Source organism: Methylococcus sp. S1M (genome assembly GCF_051295855.1).
In the GTDB taxonomy this organism is placed as follows: domain Bacteria; phylum Pseudomonadota; class Gammaproteobacteria; order Methylococcales; family Methylococcaceae; genus Methylococcus; species Methylococcus capsulatus.
Map to the genome: position 1 here is coordinate 117,738 of NZ_JBPDXO010000005.1, position 22,863 is coordinate 140,600.

20 protein-coding genes and 1 pseudogene are annotated in these 22,863 nt (G+C 65.6%); 13 read left to right on the top strand and 8 right to left on the bottom strand.

Features of this window, described 5'->3' with window-relative positions:
* Positions 1-86: 86 nt before the first annotated feature.
* Genes ACSHWJ_RS10495 through ACSHWJ_RS10520 form a run of 6 tightly spaced genes read left to right on the top strand, consistent with a single transcriptional unit; the run spans position 87 to position 9,144 of the window.
* Positions 87-3,251: a cation-translocating P-type ATPase gene (locus ACSHWJ_RS10495; RefSeq protein WP_432539765.1), complete on the top strand. Its 3,165-nt coding sequence runs from the start codon at positions 87-89 to the stop codon at positions 3,249-3,251.
* Positions 3,248-4,441 carry a methionine adenosyltransferase gene (gene metK / locus ACSHWJ_RS10500; RefSeq protein ID WP_010959809.1) on the top strand — a complete coding sequence of 398 codons (1,194 nt, stop codon included), beginning with the start codon at positions 3,248-3,250 and terminating at the stop codon, positions 4,439-4,441. The genes ACSHWJ_RS10495 and metK overlap by 4 nt, the downstream gene beginning before the upstream one ends.
* A 2-nt stretch (positions 4,442-4,443) precedes the next feature.
* Positions 4,444-6,465, top strand: coding sequence for a heavy metal translocating P-type ATPase (locus tag ACSHWJ_RS10505; RefSeq protein ID WP_010959810.1), 2,022 nt, complete (start codon positions 4,444-4,446; stop codon positions 6,463-6,465).
* A gap of 43 nt (positions 6,466-6,508) precedes the next feature.
* On the top strand, positions 6,509-7,978 hold the full coding sequence (locus tag ACSHWJ_RS10510) for a cache domain-containing protein (protein WP_432539766.1): 1,470 nt from the start codon (positions 6,509-6,511) through the stop codon (positions 7,976-7,978).
* A 60-nt stretch (positions 7,979-8,038) separates the two neighbouring features.
* Positions 8,039-8,806, top strand: a complete 768-nt coding sequence (locus tag ACSHWJ_RS10515; protein WP_218797247.1) for a MinD/ParA family ATP-binding protein — start codon at positions 8,039-8,041, stop codon at positions 8,804-8,806.
* Positions 8,807-8,841: 35 nt separating this feature from the next.
* On the top strand, positions 8,842-9,144 hold the full coding sequence (locus ACSHWJ_RS10520; RefSeq protein WP_218797248.1) for a helix-turn-helix domain-containing protein: 303 nt from the start codon (positions 8,842-8,844) through the stop codon (positions 9,142-9,144).
* Positions 9,145-9,175: 31 nt separating this feature from the next.
* Here ACSHWJ_RS10520 and ACSHWJ_RS10525 read toward each other — a convergent pair whose 3' ends face one another.
* The 6 genes from ACSHWJ_RS10525 to ACSHWJ_RS10550 form a co-directional block, all read right to left on the bottom strand.
* Entirely contained in the window at positions 9,176-9,496 is a 321-nt protein-coding gene (locus ACSHWJ_RS10525; protein ID WP_249385123.1) for a hypothetical protein, read from the bottom strand.
* A 241-nt stretch (positions 9,497-9,737) separates the two neighbouring features.
* Positions 9,738-10,454, bottom strand: coding sequence for a hypothetical protein (locus ACSHWJ_RS10530; protein WP_218797250.1), 717 nt, complete (start codon positions 10,452-10,454; stop codon positions 9,738-9,740).
* 14 nt (positions 10,455-10,468) lie between these two features.
* Positions 10,469-11,410, bottom strand: a complete 942-nt coding sequence (locus ACSHWJ_RS10535) for a hypothetical protein (protein WP_218797251.1) — start codon at positions 11,408-11,410, stop codon at positions 10,469-10,471.
* A 575-nt stretch (positions 11,411-11,985) separates the two neighbouring features.
* Complete coding sequence (locus tag ACSHWJ_RS10540) at positions 11,986-13,380, bottom strand: diguanylate cyclase domain-containing protein (protein ID WP_432539767.1); 1,395 nt, start codon at positions 13,378-13,380, stop codon at positions 11,986-11,988.
* Positions 13,381-13,485: 105 nt separating this feature from the next.
* A complete protein-coding gene (locus ACSHWJ_RS10545; RefSeq protein ID WP_017364287.1) occupies positions 13,486-13,845 on the bottom strand; it encodes a hypothetical protein in 360 nt (119 codons plus the stop codon).
* Positions 13,842-14,288 (bottom strand): cysteine rich repeat-containing protein, encoded by a 447-nt coding sequence (locus tag ACSHWJ_RS10550; RefSeq protein WP_010959817.1) that lies wholly within the window; start codon positions 14,286-14,288, stop codon positions 13,842-13,844. Before ACSHWJ_RS10550 ends, ACSHWJ_RS10545 begins: the two co-directional genes overlap by 4 nt.
* Before the next feature lie 238 nt (positions 14,289-14,526).
* Here ACSHWJ_RS10550 and ACSHWJ_RS10555 point away from each other — a divergent pair, with 238 nt between their 5' ends.
* The 7 genes and pseudogenes from ACSHWJ_RS10555 to ACSHWJ_RS10585 form a co-directional block, all read left to right on the top strand.
* On the top strand, positions 14,527-14,814 hold the full coding sequence (locus ACSHWJ_RS10555) for a hypothetical protein (protein ID WP_010959818.1): 288 nt from the start codon (positions 14,527-14,529) through the stop codon (positions 14,812-14,814).
* Positions 14,815-14,843: 29 nt separating this feature from the next.
* Positions 14,844-15,107: a YfhL family 4Fe-4S dicluster ferredoxin gene (locus ACSHWJ_RS10560; RefSeq protein WP_010959819.1), complete on the top strand. Its 264-nt coding sequence runs from the start codon at positions 14,844-14,846 to the stop codon at positions 15,105-15,107.
* A gap of 61 nt (positions 15,108-15,168) precedes the next feature.
* Positions 15,169-16,980 carry a putative bifunctional diguanylate cyclase/phosphodiesterase gene (locus ACSHWJ_RS10565; protein ID WP_435928728.1) on the top strand — a complete coding sequence of 604 codons (1,812 nt, stop codon included), beginning with the start codon at positions 15,169-15,171 and terminating at the stop codon, positions 16,978-16,980.
* A gap of 80 nt (positions 16,981-17,060) precedes the next feature.
* Positions 17,061-17,576, top strand: a complete 516-nt coding sequence (gene cobU / locus ACSHWJ_RS10570; RefSeq protein WP_198324025.1) for a bifunctional adenosylcobinamide kinase/adenosylcobinamide-phosphate guanylyltransferase — start codon at positions 17,061-17,063, stop codon at positions 17,574-17,576.
* Positions 17,573-18,613: a nicotinate-nucleotide--dimethylbenzimidazole phosphoribosyltransferase gene (gene cobT, locus ACSHWJ_RS10575; RefSeq protein WP_432539769.1), complete on the top strand. Its 1,041-nt coding sequence runs from the start codon at positions 17,573-17,575 to the stop codon at positions 18,611-18,613. The genes cobU and cobT overlap by 4 nt, the downstream gene beginning before the upstream one ends.
* Complete coding sequence (gene cobC / locus ACSHWJ_RS10580; protein WP_432539770.1) at positions 18,610-19,203, top strand: alpha-ribazole phosphatase family protein; 594 nt, start codon at positions 18,610-18,612, stop codon at positions 19,201-19,203. Before cobT ends, cobC begins: the two co-directional genes overlap by 4 nt.
* A gap of 59 nt (positions 19,204-19,262) precedes the next feature.
* Positions 19,263-19,853, top strand: a pseudogene (locus tag ACSHWJ_RS10585) (adenosylcobinamide-GDP ribazoletransferase); the annotation flags it as partial.
* Here ACSHWJ_RS10585 and ACSHWJ_RS10590 read toward each other — a convergent pair.
* The gene (locus ACSHWJ_RS10590; protein ID WP_432539771.1) at positions 19,782-21,896 is read right to left on the bottom strand and encodes a transglutaminase TgpA family protein; all 2,115 of its coding nucleotides are present in this window, start codon (positions 21,894-21,896) and stop codon (positions 19,782-19,784) included. The pseudogene ACSHWJ_RS10585 and the gene ACSHWJ_RS10590 sit on opposite strands and share 72 nt — an antisense overlap.
* Entirely contained in the window at positions 21,893-22,858 is a 966-nt protein-coding gene (locus tag ACSHWJ_RS10595; RefSeq protein WP_010959826.1) for a DUF58 domain-containing protein, read from the bottom strand. Before ACSHWJ_RS10595 ends, ACSHWJ_RS10590 begins: the two co-directional genes overlap by 4 nt.
* Positions 22,859-22,863: the final 5 nt, after the last annotated feature.

A 22,863-nucleotide genomic window follows, 5' to 3' on the forward strand; every position in this document is an offset into this window, starting at 1 on the left:
GACCCGCCTCCGCCTGCCCGCGTCGCGGCAGGCCGGTCGGCCGCATATGTGATGACCGCCAGGACCCCGGTGTGGAAATGAACACGATGGAAAAGAATCTCCGTGCGGCCGATATGATCGCGGGCTTCCGGCCTCCCCGGGGTGGGCGGGTCAGCGTGCTGCGGATGCCCGCTCCCGACCGGCTGCGCGTCAAGGTGTCGGGACTGTACCGCTGCGACGGCCTGCAGCGGGCGCTCGAGGCCCTCCCGGCGCAAGCCGGGGCGCTGCGCATGGTCAGCGCCAATCCGGTCACTGGCAACGCCCTGGTGGTGTTCGATCCGCAATGTCCTTTGGACGCGGTGCTTGCGGCGCTGGAACGCTGCGTGCTCGATCATGGCGCGCCTTTCGTCGGCGCCGTCGCCTCCAGGCCGGTATCGGGAAAGGGCCCGGCCCGGCCGGACCACCGCAGGAACGGGCGCCCCGCCGCCGCTCCTCGCCCTAAACTGGCCGCGGTTATCGCTGACACGGTCAGAAACAAGGAGAGCTGGCACGCCTTGGACGCCGAGGAGGTGCTGTCCCGCCTGTCCGCCAACCGGGACGGCCTCGGCGCCGCCGTGGTCGCGGAAAGGCTGGCCCGGTACGGACGCAATGTGCTGACCGAGATCAAGCCACGTTCGGCGGTGGCGATGTTCCTGGGGCAGTTCGCCAGCCCGCCGGTCGCCCTGCTCGGGCTTTCCGCCGCCGTTTCCATCGCCACCGGCGGCATGGCCGATGCCGTGGTGATCGTCGGCGTGGTGCTGATCAATGCCGTGATCGGCTACTTCACCGAAGCCCAGGCGCAGAAGACGATCGACGCCCTGGGCAAGATCGGCCCGACTCACGCCCTCGTCATGCGCGACGGTGTCAAGCGGTCGGTTCCCCTGGAAGAGGTGGTGCCGGGCGACATCCTGGTGCTTTCGCCCGGCTCCTACATCGCGGCGGACGCGCGCCTGCTGGCCAGCAACCGGCTGACCGTCGACGAATCGGCGCTGACGGGGGAGAGTCTGCCGGTGGACAAGCGTCACACTTTCGTCGGCACCAAGGACACGCCCTTGGGCGATCGCAAGAACATGCTGCACATGGGTACCATCGTGACCGGAGGGAGCGGCCGGGCGATCGTCGTGGCGACCGGCCGCCATACCGAGATCGGCCTGATCCAGTCGCTCGTGGGCGAGGTGAAAACGCCGGAGACGCCTCTGCAGCGCCAGCTCGACGAAATGGGCAAGCAGCTGGCGTTGGCCTCCAGCGGCATCTGCGCGTTCGTGTTCGGACTGGGTGTCCTCCGCGGCGCTCCTGCGCTGCAGATGTTGAAGACGGCGATTTCGCTGGCGGTGGCTGCCGTTCCTGAAGGCCTGCCGACGGTGGCGACTTCCACGTTGGCGCTCGGCATTCGGGAAATGAAGAAGCGCCACGTCCTGATCCGCCAGCTGCCTTCCGTGGAGAGTCTGGGCTCGGTGCAGACGCTATGTCTGGACAAGACCGGCACGTTGACCGAGAACTGCATGCGGGTCGTCAGTCTCAGGACGCCGGAGTTGGACATCGGTTTGTCCGCTACCGGGGAATTCCGCTCGAATGGCCGGACGATCCGGCCCGCCGGGGCCGAAGATCTGCGGCGCCTGATGCAGGTGGTGTGCCTGTGCAGCGAAGTGCAGCTCAACGGCGATCCAGACCGGTCCGTCCCGCCCGGCTCCCAGCGGGTGGATGCAGAACCGCTCTCGGCGGATGCGTCCGGCCGCTCGGGCCTGGAGGGATCGCCGACCGAAATGGCGCTGGTGGAGATGGCGATGCATGCCGGCGAAGACGTCGCGGCCCTGCGCCGGAGCCTGCCGCTGATCAAGACCGTGCACCGGGCCGAAGGACGGCCCTACATGCTGACCGTCCATGACACCGGCGGTGAGGAGCACCTGATCGCGGTCAAGGGCAGTCCCACGCATGTGCTGGCGCTGTGCGACCGGCGCATGGAAGGCGGCGGGGTGCCGGTGCCGCTCGACGACGACACACGGGCGGCCATCGTGGAGCAGAACGAACTCATGGCCGGCCAGGCGCTGCGGGTGCTGGGCGTGGCCTATGGCCATTGCCGGGACACCTCGACCGCGGCGGTTTCCGAAAAGCTCGTCTGGCTGGGCATGGTGGGCATGGAGGACACCATGCGGCCGGGCATGGCGGAACTGATGGCCCAGTTCCACGATGCCGGTATCGACACCGTGATGATCACCGGCGATCAGAGCGCCACCGCTTTCGCCTTCGGTTCACGGCTCAATCTCAACGACGACAAGCCGCTGGAAATCGTCGATTCGACCAATCTCGACGAGCTCGACCCGGACGTGTTGAAGGGCATCGTGCGCGACACCACGGTGTTCGCGCGGGTGGCGCCGGCGCAGAAGCTGCGCATCGTCCAGGCCTTGCAGGCCAACGGCCGGGTGGTCGCCATGACCGGCGACGGCATCAACGACGGTCCCGCACTGAAGGCGGCGGACGTCGGTGTAGCCCTCGGCAACGGCAGTGACGTGGCGCGCTCGGTGGCCGACGTGGTGCTGGAGGACGACAATCTGCACACCATGATCATCGCGGTGCAGCAGGGCCGGACGATCTACCGCAACATCCGCAAGAGTCTGGCTTACCTGCTCAGCGGCAACCTCGCCGAGATCGAGATCATGTTGGTCGCGACCGCGATCGGCGCCGGCGAAGCCCTGAATCCGATGCAGCTCCTGTGGATCAACCTCGTCACGGACATCTTGCCGGCCGTCGGCCTGTCCCTGGAACCGCCGGAAAGCGACGTGCTCAAGGAAAAGCCGCGCGCTCCGAACGAAAAGATATTCCGGCGCGAGGACTTGCTGCGGCTGCTGCGTCAGTCGCTGGTGATCTCGGCCGGCACGCTCGGCGTGTACGGTTACGGCCTGGCCCGCTACGGTCTGGGGCCTGCGGCTTCCACCCATGCTTTCATGGCACTGACCGTGGGCCAGATGTTCCATGCGATCAGTTGCCGTTCCGAGCGGACGACGGTGCTGGAAAAAAGGGCGGGCAACCCGGTGCTGGTGTCCGGAGTCGCCGCGACCGTGGCGCTGCAGGCCTTCGCGGCCGTTTTCCCGCCGCTGCGTGGCCTGTTGCGGCTGACGCCGATCGGCCCGGCGGACTGGGCGGCGATCGCGGCCGGGTCGGTGCTGCCGTTCGTGGCCAACGAAGCCATCAAACTGCTTCCTTCCAGGGAACCCGAAAGCGAGAACCGCGCATGAAAAAGACATTCCTCTTCACGTCCGAGGCCGTCACCGAGGGCCATCCAGACTGTGTCTGCGACATCATCAGCGACGCCGTGGTCGACCGGTTCCTGCAGCAGGATCCTTACGCCCGGGTCGTGACCGAGTGCGCCCTGTCGAAGAGCGTCGTCTTCCTGGCGGCGCGTTTCGCATCGACCGCAGTGGTGGACATCCCCGATCTGGCGCGGCGCACCATCGAGGACATCGGCTACCATCCGGCGGAGTTCTCCGCGCCGGAATCGACCGTGGTGACCAGCTTCATCGTGCAGTCGCTCGAAGGTCGCAGCGAGCGCGACGAAGCGGAAATGACCGACAAGGAACTCGATCAGCTCACCGTGAAGAACCAGATCACCCAGTTCGGCTTCGCCTGCAGCCATACACCGGAGCTGCTGCCGCTGCCCATCGTGCTGGCCCGCCGGCTGGCCCACCAGTTGACCGGCGCCAGGCGGCGCGGTGAGGTCCCCTATCTTTCGCCGGACTGCACGACTCAGGTCGGGGTCGAATTCGAGCAGGGCAGACCTGCGCGCATCCATAGCATCACGCTGATCGCCGGCACCCATGGCGTGCCGGATCTGGGGCTGGAGGAACTGCGCCGCGATCTCGGCCAATGGGTGATCGCGCCCGCCTTCGAAGGTGAGGCATTGATGCCCGACGAGCACACCGAAATCTTCGTCAACCCGCGCGGTATGCTGCACCGCAGCGGGCCCGCGGCGCACTCCGGGATGACCGGGCGCAAGAGTGCGAGCGACACCTACGGCGGCTATGCCCGCCATGCCGGTTCGGCCTTGAGCGGCAAGGGGCCGTTGCGGATCGACCGGGTGGCCGCCTACGCCGCCCGCCATGCGGCCAAGAACGTAGTCGCGGCGGGGTTGGCCGAGGAGTGCGAGGTGCAGCTCAGTTACACCATCGGCCAGGCCCGTCCGGTGAGCGTGCAGGTGTCGACTTTCGGTACTGGCCTCGTGGGTGAGGACGTCATCAAACAGAGACTGGAGAAGCACTTCGACTTCCGGCTCGGCGCCATCGTCCGCGATTTCAATCTGCGGCGGCTCCCCGCCGAATACAGGGGCAGCTTCTACCGCAGGCTGCCGGCCTATGGCCATTTCGGGGCTTCTTTCACCGCCCTGCCCTGGGAGCGGACGGACAAGGCGGATCTGCTGGCGGGTGTCTGAGCGTGCCTCCCCGGTGCCAGGGCGGAACGGCCGCCGCGGGGGACGAGACCGCGGCGGTGCAGCCCACGATCGATTACGGCGAGCGGTTCAAATATCCGGTCCTGGCTCTGGGCATATCGGTGGTTGCCACGCCCCTGGAATGGCCGTTCGCCCCCGCCGTCGTCGGCATCGTCCTCGCGCGCGCCGCTTTTCCCTTGTGGAAGCGTACCCTCGCCAATCTGAAAAGGACCGGACGTCCCAACGCCGACCTCCTCGATTCGCTCTGGGTCCTGGTTCATGGCGCGACGGGCGAGGCGTTGGCGCCCGCCCTGGCCATCTGTCTCACCGAGACCGCCCGTGTCCTGAGAGATCTGACCGCCATCACCGGCGAGCGGCGCAAGCCCGACAGGGTTCCCAACCGGCAGTACTGGATCGAGCGTAAGGGACGCCGGCGCCTGGTTCTGGCGAAGGATTTGCGGGCGGGTGACCAGGTGATCCTGGGATCCGGCGACCGGGTGCCTGGCGATGGCGTCGTGGTGGGCGGTGACGGGCTGATCGACGGGCACGATCTGCTGGGAGGGGCCAGGCTGGTGCCGCGCGGAGTTTCGGACGAAGTCTATGCGGCCTCCCTCCTGACCCAGGGGTGTTTGGTAGTGGAGATGCGCCGGCTGGGGGCGGAAACGCGGATGGCGCAGCTGGCCGAAACGATCGAGGAGCGGTCCTGGAAGGAGACCCGCATCGGCAATTACATGGAAGAGATCGGCAACCGGGCGGTGCTCCCGGCGATCGGGGCCAGCGCGCTGGTGTTCGCGGCGACCGCCAACCTCTCCCGGGCCATGGCGCCGCTCCAATTGGATTTCGCCCAGGGTATCGGTATCAGTGCGCCGGTCCCGGTGCTGGCCTCGCTCCATCACGCCGCCCGGAACCGGATTCTGATCCGCAGCGGACACGCGCTGGAGCGGTTGGCCAAGGTGGATGCCGTGGTATTCGACAAGACCGGGACACTGACCGAGCGCGGCGTGGAGGTTGGGGCGCTGGAAACCTCCCTGTCTTCGGTCTCTGAAGCCGAGCTGCTGTACTGGGCGGCTTCGGCGGGCCGCTACGTGCTGCTGCCGTTCAGCGCCGCCCTGGTCTCGCATGCCGAAACGAGAGGGGTCGCGCTGACGGCCAGCGATCCGCTCGACTACTCCGATTCCGGCGTCTTGGCCAGGGTGGATGGGGCTGAAATCATCGTGGGGACGTTCCAGTTCTTGGCGTCACGCGGCATTCCGGTGGACGCCGGGTATCACCGTCGGCACGACGGCGTCATCCTCAACCGCTCGATCCGCTACGTCGTCCGCGACCGCGAGGTCCTGGGCGCGATTTTCTTCAGCAACGCCCTGCGACGGGAAAGCGCGGTCACCATCGAGACCTTGAGGCGGATGGGTATTGCGTGTTACCTGTTGACCGGGGACACCAGCAAGTCCGCGAATGCGGTGGCCTACCAGCTCGGCATCAGGCCGGGCTGCACCTTCGCGGAGGCGTCTCCCGAGCACAAGGTGGAGGTGCTGCGCAGATTGCGCCGGAAGCACGACGCGGTCGCCTATGTGGGCGACGGCGTCAACGACGCACCCGCCATGAGCCGCGCCGACGTGGCGGTCTCCTTCCAGCAGGCCACCGATCTCGCCCGTGAGACCGCGGACGTGGTGCTGCTCGACGACGGCCTCCTGGGCCTGTGTTACGGCATCGAGACCGCCCGCGAGGCGATGCGTCTGGTGCACCGGAACATCGTGGCGGTCACCGCCGCCAACATCGCCGTGGTGGCCGGCGGGATCTTCTTCGATCTGAGTACGGTCGGCGCGGTCGTCGTCAACAACGGGGCGGCGCTTCTGGCCTGTCTCAACGGCATGCGGCCGCTTTATTCGGGCGAGCGCCGGGATCCGGAGATAGAGCGGACCACGCTGCGGGACGATGAGGGCCTGTTGGGTATTCCCTGGCGCAAACGCGGCCGCGCCGGTGTCGATGGCATTCTCGGCGGCCATTCGGGACACGCCGGGCCGGCCTAGGCACCCTGTCCAGCCCACGTCGGTGGCTGCCGGAAGAGCGTGAATGACATCGATCCGGGTCGTATTCCCCTTGATTTTTGCCTTGCAGATATTCGTCGCCGTGGGGTTGACGGGGGCCATCGCCTATGTCAGTCACATGCGGGAGGCGCAGGACACCGCCAAGGAAATCCTCGAACTGATCGGGAATATGATCGACGACCAGCTCTACCGTTTTCTGTCACAGCCCATCGATCTGACCCAGGTTTACGCGGACAGCCTCAGAGGCCGGCCGGATCTGCCGCTCGACGATCTGTTGGAGCCGCGGCTGGTGAAGAAGCTCTCGAACGGTGTGTGGACCCAGGCTCAGATGACGCGCTGGGCGAATCTCAGCATTGCCAATTCCGCCGGTCAGAACCTCCGGTTCGACCGCAGGGAATATGGCAAGAAGGTGGTCAAAGTGTCGGATATCCGGCGGGGCGGCGTCATCGAATGGCGTCTGCTGGAGAATTACGGGAAGGGGGGCATGCCGCTGGAGGTGCAGGAGGCGGCCTACGATCCCCGTACCGAGGCATACTATCGGGATGCGCTGGCCAAGGGCGGCCTGGTCGTCTCGCCGATCCATTTCAGCCCGCTCCTGCAAGGGTCGGCGCCGGTCGTGACGGTGGCCGAGCCTGTCTATGATGGGCATGGCAGGCCCAGGGCGGTGGTCTCGTCCGACATCTATCTGGCCGGTATCGGCCGTTATCTCCAGAATCTCCATCTGCCGAATTCGTCCATCGCTTTCCTCTTCGATGCCGAAGGCCATCTGATTGCCGGCTCGCGCGGCTCGTTCCCGGGCCCGACCGCGGGGCGGCTACCGCTTGCAACCGCAAGCAGCGATCCCATCATTCGCGCCACGGCGGGCTACATCGCCGAGCGTTACGGTTTCCTCGCAGTCCCGGACGCCGAATCGTTCAGATACGTGCGCGGCGAGCAGCACAATTACGTGCATACCGATCATCTCCTCACCGACCGGCAGTTCGCCGGTCTCGGCCTGGACTGGCGACTGGCGGTGGTGATCGAGGAGAGCGACTTGATCGAAAATCTCATCACCGGTATTCATTCGGCCGCCTGGCTGTCGCTGGGTCTCTTGGTGCTGGCGGTCGCCGTCGGTTCATGGACGGCCGCCGGGATGATCCGCCCCATCCTCACCTTGGGTAAGGTAGCGGCGGCATTGGAAAAAGACGAACTCGACGCGCGGCACCTCGACGTCCGCCAGCTCGAGCGTGACACCCGGTGGCGCAACGAATTCGGTGAACTGGCCCACGTCTTCCTGCGCATGGTCCAGGAAGTGCGGGCCCGTCACGATCTGCTCGAGGCCCAGCTGGAGCAGCTTCGGGTCAACATCGACGAGGCCGACACGCAGGCCAAGATCAGGCAAATCTCCGACACTGAATTCTTTGCCGATCTGAAAGCCAAGGCCACGCGCATCCGAGAGGAGCGGAAACGCGCCGCGGAACCCTCGGCGCAGGCTTTCGCCGAGCATGACCCTTGACATTCGACGGCGGCGGCCTCGGGCCGCCGCAAACGGTTCGTACCTTCGAGGACTTCAGTCGTGGGAAAGATCATATCCGTACATTCCTTTCGCGGCGGCACCGGCAAGTCCAACGTGACGGCGAACCTCGCCGCGCTACTGGCCCGCCTCGGCAAGCGCGTCGGCATCGTCGACACGGACATCCAGTCACCGGGCATCCATGTCCTGTTCAACCTTTCGCCGGAGCGATTCCGCTATGCGTTGAACGATTACCTGTGGGGAAAATGCCGGATCGAGGAGGCCGCCTATGACGTCAGCGGCGTGCTGGAAGGGCGTCGGTTGAAGGATGCCGGCTCCCTGCACCTGATACCGGGCAGCATGCGCACAGGAGAGATCACCCGGATCCTGCGCGACGGCTACGACGTCGGTCTCCTCAACAGCGGATTCCAGGAACTGATGGAGCGGCTGGAACTCACCCATCTGCTGATCGACACCCATCCCGGCGTCAACGAGGAAACCCTGCTGTCGATCGCCATTTCCGACATCCTGCTGCTGATCCTGCGTCCCGACCAGCAGGACTACCAGGGCACGGCGATCACGGTCGAACTGGCGCGCCAGCTCGAGGTGGAGCAGACGTTCATGCTGGTCAACAAGGCGATCAATCCACAGGATTTCGGCGCGTTGAAGCAGCGGGTCGAGTCGACCTACCATGTGCCGGTGCTCGGTGTCCTGCCCCTCTCGGGCGACGTCGCCATTCTGGGCAGCGGCGACATCTTCGCCCTGGCGAATCCCGATCACCCCGTGACTTCCGTACTGGAAGCGGCGGCACAGCGGATCGACGCCGCTTGACCGGGCGCTGCCGGTTTCGCAGAGAGGAATCCGAGATGGTGTCGGAGAGTCCTTCATCCCCCGGTTTCAGGGCCGGCGACCTGCTCGCGCTGTCGCCCGCCGAGCGCCGGGTTCTCCAATGGCTGGTGCGCCAGGGCTCGGCTTCCGCCCGCGAAGTCGCCGAGCGGTTCGAAATGCCGGAGGAGGAGGCGGGGATCCGGCTGGATGCGCTGGAGAAGCAGGGGTTCGTCGTTACGGAAACCGCCGCCGGGCCGACGTCGTACCGGCCGGAGTTCGGCCGTTCGCGTCCGGCGCGGAAGCCGCCATCCGGCATCTGGGGGAAGCTGGAAGGTTCGTGATGGCCCGGGATGCGGTGCCTTTCCTCCCGGCCTATTTCGTGTCCAGATATTTGATGACTAGGACCCTCGAGTCCTTGTATTCGAGGGGGACCGACGTCGATTCGATGTTCTCGCTGTAAATGGTGGCCTCCTCGCCGGGGGCGGCGCCGCTGAGCGATGCTCCCTGGGCATGTATGCATTTTTCGGTGGTTTCCACCGAGGCGTCGCACCCCATCCCCATTTTGTAGACTAGCTTGCTGTCGGCGATGATGATGATGGCGGCGTCGCCCCCGGCTTTTTTCGTGGCCTGAGCCAGGTCGCTGAGATAGGTCCGCGTTCGCCAGGGGACGTTCCGCCGGACGTCATGGATCATCCCCAGTATCTTGTATTTCCTATCGGGCGCGCCCGTGGTCCATATGTCGACGCCATCGACGTTTCGAGCATGGTGCGCAGGCTTTTCCCCACTTACTTTTTCCAGCTCGTCAACCGGTACCCCCGTCGTAAAAGTATCCATCGCACATGCGGATAAACCGAGCAGGGAAAAAAGCATATGGAGCGGTTTCATGGTGGGTCCACCTGTGTTCATGTTCTGACCGGGATCGACCGCGCCTGCATCAGCGTGGCCTGATCACGGTAACGTCCTCTACTTCCTTGAAGCGGGCGACGACGGCTTCTCCGGGTGCATATTCGTCAGGCTTTCCGGCTTCCGGAGCCACGCGTACGCTGAATACCCGGCCCTCACGGCTTTTGAGGGTGATTAGGCGCGATTGGGAATCGTAGGAGACCACCCAGGAGGGAATCTCGATGATTCCGCTCCAGTGAGATTCGTGACGCTTGGCGGCGGACACGCCGTCCCGGTGGTAGTAAGGATTGAAATACTCGCGTTCTTGCATGCTGCCAGGCACGGGATGCATGACGATTTCTCCAGTTTCCGGATGATGATCGTCGTTTCTCACGATTTCCACCGTCTCGGCCAGTTCAAACGTGACGAGATCGCCGACACGCAGGTCAGCGAGGCTGCCCGCCCGGGGGCTGACCGTTACGGTGACCCGCTTTCCATCGGCGAGCAGGAATACCACTTGGCGGATGGCTGGGTGAATGGCCTTGACCGTTCCTTCGAAGTCCCGCGCACGGATGAGGGCCGGTTTCGGCGCGGACTTTCCAGTGCCAGCGGAAAGGATTCTGGCGGTGTCATCCCCGGCCGCTGTGGTGGGCAGGGCCGCGGGGTACTCGCTGGCGGCGGGTTTTGGGGAGGGTTCGGTGCATCCGATGACTCCAAAGCCGGCGCTCAGGAGACAGGCAATCGGACCGCGACTCTTTTCAGGGAACATTGCAGCGACCTCTGTCAGAACTGGTATTGGATCTGGAGACGGTTATAAAAGAAATCCTGCCTTTGGATGTTGCCATTCTGCCAGCCGAACCGGTTTCGGATGGACAATCCGTCCAGGCCCGATGATTTTGGAAAGCTGTAGGTTACGTCGACATCGGTTTCATAGGGATTGGAGGTGAAGGTGCTGGTGGGCGCGATGTAATAGCCGCCATAAGACACCAGGACCTTGATCTGCTTGTCCATGAGATATGAGGTCGCCGCCACCTTGAATGCGCTCCCCGGGGATTGCGTTTCGATCATGCCGCCTATCATCTGCGTGGTGTATAGATAGTCGGTTGCATAGCCGGTCGTGTATGGCGAAAGCAGTGCACCGTTGCCGAAGGCCCCGTTTTGCCTGGTAATGCCATTGTAAGATGCGGTCAGGCGCACATGGGGGGTATCGATGCCTGCCAGTAAGCCGTAGATTTGAATATTTCCGGCTGCGCCCCGTCCCACCTGTGCCAGCAGGTTGTTCCCGTCGCTCCACTGGCTCCCGAACTGAAAACCGAAGAGTGGATCGAAGCCGGTGCCGGTTTTGTGGACAAAGGAGCCGTCAAACCATAGGAGCTGGGAGAAATCGATGAATTTGTTATACCAGAGCTGGGCCGTCAGCGGTTTTCCCGGGCTACCGTATTTCAGCCCGAATGCCAAAGCGCCCGGGGTGCTCTTACCGTACAACGCCGAGACCGGTGAGCCCCCGGCGTGTCCTGGAAAATAAAGATTGGTCGGAGAGAACGATCCTTCCGCTCGCCCGTTGAATTCGAACACACGCAGGCCAACGAAACTCAAACCCTTCAGCGGGGCATGATCGGCGAACGGCGTGAGTTCACCATAGAAAGCGCGGTATGCCGACGGTTTTATGCGCGAATCGGACGGGTTTATCCAAGGCGTGTCCAGAATCTGGTCCGGCCCGCGCAAGGTCAAATACTCGTGTCTGTATTGCAGGAACGCTTCGGTCAGTACCCAGACGGTGCCGCCCGGCAGGGTTGTATCGACCCCGGCCGGATTGGCCGGGTTGAGACCGAGGCTGTTTGCCGGCTCCCAGCGTCAGGCCGGCCTGAAAATGATAAAGCGGCGCGGTGAGCAGACCGGCATAGCCCCCCAAGGAGTACGCGTATTGGTTCGTCGCTTCGCCCGTATAGGTGCGGGAAAAATAGTAGCTGCGGAGGTTGCCGTGGAACTTGGTTTGTCGCAGGAAATCTCCGAAACTCTCATAGTAGGCGCCGCTCGTATCCGCATGGCCTGAAGCGCCGAGCACGATGGCTCCCAGCCCGATGCCGGCGGCCGCCCAGTGCGGGAGCAGCGAACGGAGGGTTTTCCGAGATTCATTCCCGCCGGGTGCGGGGAGCCGGCGGGATGTGTGAGCGTCGAGTCTTGCCATAGAGAACGGTAACCCGGGGGCGTCGCTATAGGATTGTCATTCTGACAAATGACCGGGAGATTTCAGCGCTGTAAAAGGATGGCGGAAGTCGAATGGCCGGCTGAGCCGGATTTCAGCTAACTTCGGACGAGACCGCCCCTGATCGCTGATTGCCGTTGATGTCGGTGGGCGATTTCCGATGCTGCTTGAATCTGTACATGGAGCCGTCGGCGTGGCTGATCAAGGCGTCGGCGGTCACGCCGTTCTCGGGATAGGTCGAGACGCCGATCGAGGCACTGACGTTGAGGTACTGACCTTTATAGCCGATCGGTTGGCAGATGATGCCGGCGAGCTTTTGCACGACGGTCATCGCCCCATGGCGGCCCCGGGCGCCGGGAAGGATCAGCATGAATTCATCGCCTCCGACACGGGCGACGGTATCGGCGCGGCGCAGCGCACCGCGGAGCCGCCGGGCGATTTCCACGAGCACGTGTTCGCCGGCCCGATGACCGAAACGGTCGTTGATGGGTTTGAAGTCGTCGAGATCGACGTAGAGTAGCGCAAAACCGTCACGGTTGCGCCGGGCCTGGGCGATGGCCCGTTCGAGCCGGTCGTCGAGGAGGCGCCGGTTGGGCAGGTCGGTGAGGGAATCGTGCAAGGCCAGATGCTGGATGCGGATGCGCTCGAATAGCACCAGGAAGACCAGGGCGGCGATCAGACCCGACAGAGCCAGAGTGGCGATGCGCAGGACGAGCAGGCGTTTCCCCGGGGGCCGCCAGCCTTCGGCGGGAGTTGCCGCGAGTTCCCAGGAACCGCCGGGGATGGCGATCGACAGATTCACATGGTCATGGTCGAACAGCCAGGCGTCGCCGAGGAGGATCCGGCCTTTCTCCCCGGTCTCGTCGTTGCTGCGCAAGGCCCAGGTGATCCTGGCGGGACGGCGGTCCTTGTTGATCGTGGCGAACAACGAGTCGATATTGATCACCAGGGCGACGATTCCCCAGTACTCGCCGTCAGGCAGAAACACCGGGGTTCGGCTGATGAGGCCGCGCCCGCCCTGTGCCAGGTCCACCGGGCCGCTGAGCACGGTGGTGCGGGTTTCCATGGCCCGTTTGACCGCCCGCCATTGCTCGGCGTTGTCCTGGTAGCGGAAGCCGATCACTTTTTCATTGCCCTTGAGCGGATAGGTGAAACGGACTTCGTTGTCCGGCGCCAGCACGATGTTGCGCAAATGCCGCCCGTAACCGAAGACGGTGCTCAGGATGATCTTGACCGCTGCCGGATCGAGGGCCTTGTGGGCCGATACGTAGCTGCTCAGGCCGTTGGCGAGATAGAGCGTGGAGTACAGTTCCCCTTCCAGCCTTGCCCGTATCGTCGAAGCCTCGGCGAGCACCTGGTTTTGGGCGATCACCCGCAGCCGCTCCGCCTCGATTCGGACGACATACTCGCCGAATGCCGCGAGCAGGAGGAAGACGACGATGGAGAATGCGGATACGAACCGAGGACGGGCGAGCCAGTCGGCCGGCACGGTTTCAATCCCCGCGCTGGCGGACGGGAGCGTCGCGGGAAGCGCCGGCTTTGCTCGGCCCGGCGGAAGCGGCCACTGCGGGTTTCGATCCGGTGCCCGACGGGATCACGGTTTGACGAACTGTCGTCCGGACATGTCGACGCAGATGTCTTCGTAGTAGTCGTAATCGTGGGCGCAGGCGATGCAGCGTCCCCTGCAGGCGTATTCCACGTTGTTGCAGATGAGCGCGGCCTGCTGGTTGCTGTGCACGGTGACGCTCCCGACCTGCTCCAGATTGTAGCCGTCGCCCCAGCGTTCCACCCGGTAGCACTGCGCCTGGATGGGGTTGTCCGCTTCGTCTTCCCATTCTTCCCAGGCCTGAGCGTTGGAGGCGGCGCCCAGCGCGAGCAGGGAGGCCAGGCCCATGCAATGCAGAAAACCCCGGACGCCGGCACGGCGCGATTGTGTCGAGAACTCCATGGTCATGGGTGGATTCCTTGGGTTCGGCGGGTGGGTCCAGTCCGGCTCCCGGCCTTGCGGGCGGCAGCCAGGGTGTCTTTGCAGAGGGAGGACACCTCCCGGTGATGTTCTTTCAGGCAGGCTGCCAGCCGGCCCTTACCCGGCCGGACATCCTTGCACAGGCGCTCGACGTCGGCCCCGCAGGCGGCCTGTATTTCCCGGTGTCTGGCGAGAGCGGATTCCAAGCCGGCGCGGCAGGCCGGCGAGAGCTGCGCGTCATGCTCCCTGAGACAGTTCTGCACGCGGCCGCCGCCGAGGCCGAGGTTCTTGCAGTATCTGGCGATTTCATCCGAGCAGGGCAGAGGGTGTGGCGCCGCATTTGCGGGGCCGGTCCCGGCAATCGCGAGAAAGGTGGACAGAGCGACGTGTTTCAGCCTGCCGATGCCGGTATCGCTAGCGATCGTGCGCATGTATTCCTGCTCCTTAGGCGGGTTCCTGATCGGGGTCACTTGCAAGGTGCCTGGCGGGCGTGACATCGCGGCGATGTCGGGTCCGGATGTGACCGTCTCCCGTCGTACCGTGACGGATGCAACGCCAGGAAACCACACTATGCACCGGGTTTCCCGCCACGGCAAGAGTGGTGTACGTTGACAGCCGCCGTGCCTGTGGCCCTACAATCACGACACCCGAAGCGTGGAGGGTGTGTTGATGGAACCGGATTATGAAGCGCTTGGCCGCTATTACGCCAGCCTGGAGACGTTCAACGAACTCTCGTCCAAGCGCCATCGCCTGTCCGGCGAGTTGTGCCGGATGCTCAGCCACAGCATGGAACGGAACCACGATGTGCTGACACTGTTCGATCACAAGGCCGCGCGCATGCTGCTGGAAGACATCATCGCCCTGAACGCCCACCTGATACAGGTCACGGAACATCTCAACCGGCATGCCGCGGAATGCGGCAAGCCCGAAATCCGCACGCTCTACCGGAAGGGCTGAGCCTGGCGGTCATCGACCTTGGAAGCGAAATGGCGCTGATCATCACCGACGAATGCATCAACTGTGACGTTTGCGAGCCGGAGTGCCCCAACGGGGCCATCTCCCAGGGGGAAGACATCTATGTGATCGACCCCGCCCGCTGTACTGAGTGTGTGGGCCACTTCGAACGGCCGCAGTGCGTCGAAGTGTGTCCGGTGGAGTGTATCCACCCCGATCCCGATTACCGGGAGGACCACGATACGCTCTACCGGAAATACGTCGAACTGAACGCCGGCCCTAGCGAGCGCGCCTGACCGGGTTCGGTCTGGTCTTTCACATTTCGGTAACGGTCGGCCGTTATGTTGGGCTTCCCGAGTGAATCGAAGCTGGGAGCGCCCCGCGATGTCGGACGTCCGCACCAACGAGGCAGAAAAACGTCACGCCCATCCCGATTTCGATGCCGCCCGTTTCCCCGCCGATGCGCGAGTGCGGGTGCTCGCCCGGCGCTTCCCGCCTTATCATCGTGATTCCCCCTGCATCGCCATCCTCGACCGGTTTCTGCACGATCCCACCCTGACCGCCGCCGCGGTGGTCGACGACGCGATGCGGCCGGTGGGTCTGATCGACCGTTATTCCCTGGTGGAACAGTTCCTCCACCCGTACAGCCGGGACCTCTACCACAAGCACTCCATAGCTGCGTTCATGGACCCCAGGCCGATCATCGTCGATGCCGATTCCAGCATCGACGATCTCTCCCGGATCATCATCGACGCCGGAATGCGGCACATGGTCAGCGGTTTCATCGTGACCGAGGGCGGTCTGTATCTGGGCATCGGCAGCGGGCACGACCTGTTCGAGGAGGTTGCCAACCGTAAGCAGAACCATCTTTATCATCTGGCGCATTACGACCCGCTCACCGGCCTGCCCAACCGCCTGCTGCTGAACGACCGGCTCAAGCGCGCCTGTTTGCGTGGGCAGCGCGGCGGTTACCGGATCGCCCTGCTGTTCATCGACCTCGACCGTTTCAAGCTGATCAACGACACCCTCGGGCATGCAGCGGGAGACCAGTTGCTGCAAGGGGTAGCCGGCCGTTTCGCCGCCTGCGTGCGCAAAGTGGATACCGTGGCGCGCCTCGGCGGCGATGAATTCACGGTGCTGCTGGAACCGGTGCAGGGGCCGGACGAAGCGCTGGCAGTGGCAGCCAAGCTGGTGCAGAGCCTGGAACGGCCGTTCTTGATCCAGGATCATGAGATCACGGCGTCGGCCAGCATCGGCGTCGTCCTGTTCCCTGAACACGATACGACGGTCGAAGGACTGATGCGCAAGGCCGACGCGGCCATGTACCATGCCAAGCGCGAAGGGCGTAACCAGCTCGCACTGTTCACGGAGGAAATGAACTCGACGGTGGTCGAGCGCGTCACGCTCGAATCCTATCTGAATGCGGCGCTGGAAAAGGGTGAGTTCCACTGTTATTTCCAGCCCCAGATGGCGACGGCGGACGACCGTCTCGTCGGGGCCGAGACGTTGCTGCGCTGGATCAACCCGACGCTGGGTGTCGTACCGCCGTTGAAATTCATCCCGGTGGCGGAGGAAACCGGCCTGATTCTGCCCCTTGGCCTGTGGTCACTCGAGACGGCCTGTGCCCAGCAGGTCCGCTGGCTTTCCCAGGGGTTACCGCCCTTGCGCATGGCCGTCAACATCTCGCCCTTGCAGTTCAGGAACCGGAGTTTTTGCGACCAGGTCCGGGCCATCGTGCAAAAGACCGGCATCCGCCCAGACCACTTGGAACTGGAGCTGACCGAGAGCACGGTGATGGCGGATGCGGAAAACTCGGTCGGTATCCTGCGGGAGCTGCGCGATTCCGGCATCCGCCTCGCCATCGACGATTTCGGCACCGGCTATTCGAGCCTGAGCTATCTCAGGACCTTTCCGCTCGACCGTCTCAAGATCGACCGTTCCTTCGTCAGCGGAATTGACCGGATCCCTGCCAATGAACTCATCGTCAAGGCGATCGTCGCGCTGGGCACGAGCCTGGGGCTGGAAGTGATCGCCGAAGGCGTGGAAACCCCGGAGGAATTGGAGTGCATCAAACGCTGCGGTTGCGGTGAATACCAGGGCTACCAGCTGTCGGAGCCGCTTGCTGCGGACGATTTCGCGCGCTGGTTCGAAAATTCCCGGTCCATCTGAGCATCGTCCGCCAGTGTGCGGAGCGCTTACAATGGGTCATGCGGCGGGTGTGGCCGCCGTGATCGGGAAAGAACGAACGCATGAAGGAATTGATCCTAGGAGGCGCGCGCTCGGGGAAGAGCCGCCACGCCGAGCAGCGCGCCGGGCTGTCGGGGCTGGAGGTCGTGTATGTCGCGACCGCCGCGGCGGGCGATGCCGAAATGGCGGCGCGCATCGGCGGCCACCGGGCGAGGCGCCCTAAGTCCTGGCTGACCGTGGAAGAGCCGCTGGCGTTGGCCGCCAGCTTGGAGGAGAACGCCGGCCCCGGCCGGTTCGTGCTGGTGGACTGCCTGACCCTCTGGCTGAGCAATCTGCTGGCCGAAGGCGAGGAGGTGTTCCGGCGGGAAAGGCAGGCGCTGCTGCGGGTGCTGCCGGCTCTGTCGGGTCCGGTCTGCCTCGTGAGCAATGAAGTCGGCCAGGGCATCGTGCCCGTCAATCCGCTGGCGCGCCGTTTCGTCGACGAGGCCGGCTGGCTGCATCAGGATCTCGCCTCGCTCTGTGACCGGGTGGTATGGGTCGCGGCCGGTCTGCCCCAGGTGTTGAAGGGGGCGCCATGAGCTGGAAACTCCCGGACATCCTTTCGCCCAGCGGCGACATTTTTCGCCAGGCATTGCGGCGCCAGACCGAACTCACCAAACCGCCGGGATCGCTGGGCCGGCTGGAAAATCTGGCCGCGCGCCTGGCCGCCATGCAGGGGAACGGGCGGCCGTCGCTGGAGCGGATCTGGATCAGCGTGTTCGCCGGCGACCATGGGGTCGCCGAGGAAGGCGTTTCCGCGTTTCCTCAATCGGTCACGCGGGAGATGTGCCGTGTGTTCACGGCAGGAGGCGCCGCCATCAGCGTCCTGGCGCGGCAGATCGGCGCGGTGCTGGAGGTCGTCGACGCCGGCGTGGCCGGGCCGCTCGCAAGCCCCGGCCTCGTCGACGCCCGCGCCGGCAATGGCACAGCCAATTTCACCCGCCAGCCTGCGATGTCGGAAGCTCAGCGCGACCGGGCGCTGGCGGCCGGCGCGGAAGCGGTTTCGCGCGCAAAGCGCTACGGCGCGCTGCTTTTCATTGGCGGCGAAATGGGAATCGCCAACACCACCTCCGCCGCGGCTTTGGCCTGCGCTCTGCTCGGCGTCGGCCCGGAACGGCTGGCCGGCCCCGGCACCGGGCTCGACGGCGCCGGCATCCGCCACAAATGCGAGGTGATCGAAACGGCCCTGCGGGTGCACGGGGAAGCACTGCGCGATCCTGCGGAAATCCTCCGCCACCTGGGGGGATTCGAGATCGCCGCGCTGACCGGCGCCTATCTCGCCGCTGCCGCAGCCTCCCTTCCGGTGCTGGTGGACGGTTTCATCACCACGGTCGCAGCCTTGCTGGCGGTCCGCATGCACCCGGTCTGCGCGGAGTGGTTCCTCTATGCCCACCGCTCGGCCGAGCCGGGCCATCGCTTGGTGCTGGAGGCGCTGGGCGCGGAACCGTTGATCGATCTGGGCATGCGGCTGGGCGAAGGTAGTGGGGCGGCGGTGGTCGTGCCCCTGTTGCGGGCGGCCTGTGCCTTGCATAACGAGATGGCGACTTTCGCCGAGGCGGGGGTGTCGGGCGGATGAGCCGTGTCATCGTCGATCTGCTGCGGCACGGGGAGGTCGATGGCGGCCTGTGCTTGGGCCGGGGATGCGACGTCCCCCTCAATGCCCGGGGCTGGTCGCAGTTGCGGGTGATGCTGCCGGAGCGGCTGCCCTGGACCGGCATCGCCACATCGCCACTCCGGCGCTGCGCCGAATTCGCCGGCGAACTGGCCGGACGCCTCGGCCTGGAGCCCTGGGTCGACGAACGCTTCAGCGAACTGGGCTTCGGTGAATGGGAAGGGCGGCCGTGGTCGGAATTGTACGACCGTCACGGCCAGCAGTTGCTGGATTTTCAGCGCCGGCCTGACCGCAATCCCGCGCCGGGCGGCGAGCATTATCCGGACTTCGAACGTCGCGTGGCCGCAGCCTGGGAGGAATTGCTGGGCCTGCCCGGCGAGCGGCACTGGCTGGTGGTGACCCACGCCGGCACTCTCCGCGCCATCCTGCGCCGCGTGCTGGAGTTCCCGGCGAGTCGGCTGTTCGGGATCGACGTCCCCCCCGCCTGTCTGAGCCGCATCGTCCGCGACGGCGAGGCTCCGCCGCGGCTGGTGTTCCACGGAGGCCGGTTTTGAAGCTCTCGCCTTTCTGGCTGGCGGTGCAGTTCCTGACCCGTCTGCCGGTGCCGCGCGCCGTGGAATTCTCCCCGCGCGCCCTGGGCCTTTCGGTCGTGTGCTATCCCGCCGTGGGCCTTTTGATCGGCGCGGTCCTGCTGGCCGCCCGGCTACTGTTGCAGGATGCTGGTCCTGCCCTGGCCTCGGCCTTGGTGTTGCTGGTCTGGGTACTCGTCACCGGCGGGCTGCACATCGACGGCCTCGCCGACAGCGCCGACGCCTGGGTGGGCGGCCACGGCGATGCGGAGCGTAGCCTGACGATCATGAAGGATCCCCGCTCCGGACCGATCGCCGTCGCCACCGTCGTACTGCTGCTTTTAGTGAAATTCGGTGCCGTCGCCGAGCTTTCCGGCGGGCTGCCGTTGCTCATCGCCCCGCTGGCTGCGCGCGGGCTGGTTCCGGCGCTGCTCATCACCACCCCCTATGTGCGCAAAGGCGGGCTGGGCAGCCCTCTGGCGGAGCATCTGCCGCGGTGGCCGGCCGTCGTCGCCGTGCTGTTCGCGGCGGCGACGACGCTGGTGGCACTCGGGCCCTGGCCGCTAGTCGGGGCCGCGACGGCCGCCTGGCTGCTGCGGGCCATGATGCTGCGGCGCCTCGGTGGCTGCACCGGCGACACCCTCGGGGCCGCCATCGAGATTGCCGAGGCCGCGGTGCTGGTGGCCGCCGCGCTGACGTGACGGGATTTCCCGCGCCAGCGCCTTCAGGCGTTCGAGCGCGGCTGGTTGAATTGTGCCGCCGTAGCGGATGGCCAGGAACAGCGCCGTGAACCGGCCGAAGGATTCGGCCAGATCGGGCCGGCTGCGGGCGACCCGGGCCGCGAAATCGCGCATGCCTTCGGCGGGCGCGCGGACGAGTCCCTGGCGTTCGAGCTTTCCGGCGACCCGCAGATAGATCCGCAGGGCCGGATCGGCGACGGGCCGGCAGCGCGGCCACAGCAGGATGAAGGAGATCAGCGCGAGGAGTCCGAGCAGACCGGTCAGCCAATAGACCAGCCGGTTCCAGTCGACGACCCCCAAGCGCTCCAGAAACCGGCCCTGGTTCTCCGGACCATAGGCCAGCACCCACTGCACCCAGGCGTGGTCGACCGCGTCCCACAGCAGGCCCGCATCACGGATCAGGCCGCGCAGGCTGGACAGCCGCTGTCCCAGCGCTTCCGCCACCGGGCTGGCGAACACCACCGCACCGTCGGCGTCGGCCTCGAATGCCAGCTCCCGTTCGATACGCTCCGGTGCCACCGCGGCAGTGGGATCGATGCGTGTCCAGCCGTTGCCGTCGATCCAGATCTCCGCCCAAGCGTGGGCGTCGGCCTGAGAAACTTCCAGGAAATGTCCCACGGGGTTCCAGTGTCCGCCCTGGTAGCCGGTGACGACCCGGGCTGGAATTCCGGCGACCCGCATCAGGTAGACGAAGGCGCCGGCATAGTGTTCGCAGAAGCCGCGGCGGGTCTCGAACAGAAAGCCGGCGATCGGGTCCCCGTCGATGGCCGGCGGACGCAGGGAGTAGATGAACGGTTGCTCGCGGAAATGGCGCAGGGCCCGTTGCGCGACGGCGTCGGCGGACGGATCCTCCAGCAGCCAGCCGTCGACCAGCGCCCGCACCCGTTCGTCGGGCATGCCCGGAAGCTGCAAGGCGCGCCGGCGTTCACTCTCGCTCAAGGCGTCGAAAGCCGCTGCCGGACGCGAAGACAGGAGGTAGCGCCGGCGTTCGCGGATCGGTTCCGCGGCGAGGAGGAAGCCGTCCTCGGCGCGCGTCAGTCCGGCCGGGAAGGTCTCCGCCGTCTCCAGCGCAAACACCCAGCGTCGCCGTTGCGGCTCCAGGGTGAGGACATAGCGGTAGCTTGCCCCGGCCGTTTGCGGCGGCCGCCGGGCCGGGAGCGGTTGGTCGTAGCCGGCGGTCCAGCGGCGGCCGTCGTACTTCCAGAACACCGGGCCGCGCCAGTAGCGTTCCTGCGGTGGCGGCGGGGCGCCCTCGAAGTCGACGCGGAAGGCGGTTTCCCGCGACAGTCCGAGCCGGCTGATCGCACCGGGTTCCATCGAGTCGCTCAGTCCGGTCGTGCCGCCGGGTTCGTCCTCCGGCAGCTTCCACAAAGGGCCGGCGATGCGGGGCAGGAACAGGAACAGCACCACCATCACCGGAACGGCCTGCAGCACCATCTTTGCGCCGAGGCGCAGCCGGCCGGCCAGGCCGAGGTTCTCCCCGCCGTTCAAGCCGATCAGGCAGCTCATCAACAGCGTGACGACCCCCAAGGTATGAGCGGCGATGGGGATGCTCTGGGAGAACAGGTATTCGGTGACGGCGACGAACAGCGCCAGGTAGACCACCAGGTACAGGTCACGCAGGCTGCGCATTTCGAGCAGCTTGAGGCCCAGCCCTACCAGGAACAGGGCGGTGCCGCCCTCCCGTCCATAGAACTTGTGGAAGTGCAGATAAACCAGCCCCGCCCCCGCCAGGGTCAGCAGGAACAGGCCGATTCGCGAAGGCGGGGGCGCCTTGCGGTAAAGCGCCGCCAGCCGCCAGCCACAGGCCAGCCAGACGAAACCGGGGAAGGCGGGCGGCAGGTCGGCCCAATGCGGCGTCACCACCAGCGCCAGGGCTGCGCACAGCAGCGGCAGATTGCGCCGGAGGAGTTCGGGTGGGAGGGAGGGAGGGGTCATGTGCCGAACAACGCCAGCGCTTCCAGGCAGCGGGCCCGATGGGCTTCACCCCGGCCCTTCTGGATCGCGACGCCGGGGAGTCGCAGGCCGTAGGGCGTGCCCGCCGCCTCGGCGTCCAGTACCCAGCGGCACAGCCGGGACAGCCGGGCCTCGACGTCGGCGCCGGGCGTGTACTGCCAGTCCAGCAACAGTTCCGCCGTGTCGCCGCCGGCGTACTGTTTGACGTGCACGCCCTGGCCCTTCGCCACCCCCTTCCAGTGGATGCGCTTCAGCGGGTCGCCCGGCCGGTAGGCCGAGAAGCCATGAAAATCCTCCTCCTCACGGGTGTCGGGTCGCACACCCAGACCCGGTTCGGGAATCGGGGTCGGTCTGATGCCGGGGGGCGCCGGACGGGGGTATACCAGTACCCTTTGGCGCAGGTTGATCGGCGACCAAGCGCGGAACAGGCCGAGCGGGAAGGAGGTGTCGAAGGTCACGGTGGGCATGGACAGCCAGCCGCGCTGTTCGGTTTCCGCATGGAGAATCAGTGTGGCCGTGGTTTCAGGCGCGACGTCGAAGCGGACCGGCGTTGCAGAGCCGGCCAGCCGGGCGGTGAGACCCAAGCGGTGGATGCGGGAAGGATTGTCCAGATGCAGCTCGAAACGCGCCGGCTCCCCGGCGAACACCGGCGGCGCCTTGCCGCGGCGCACGCTCAGCCCCGCCAGGTTGCGGAACGCATGAAGCGTGGACTGCATGGCGATGCCGGCCAGCAGGAAGGTCAGGATGAAGGCCAGGTTGTTGCCGTAATTGATGGCGGCCAGGAACTGTATCGCAAGCAGCACGGCCAGTCCGAATCCACGCCGGTTGGGGACGATGAACACCCGGCGATGGGTGAGGAGGACCGGGCCGTCCACCGCTTTCTCGCCCCGGAAGAAGCGGCGGGGGTCGAAGCGCTCCTTCCACTCCATCGGCACGGAAATCATCGCGC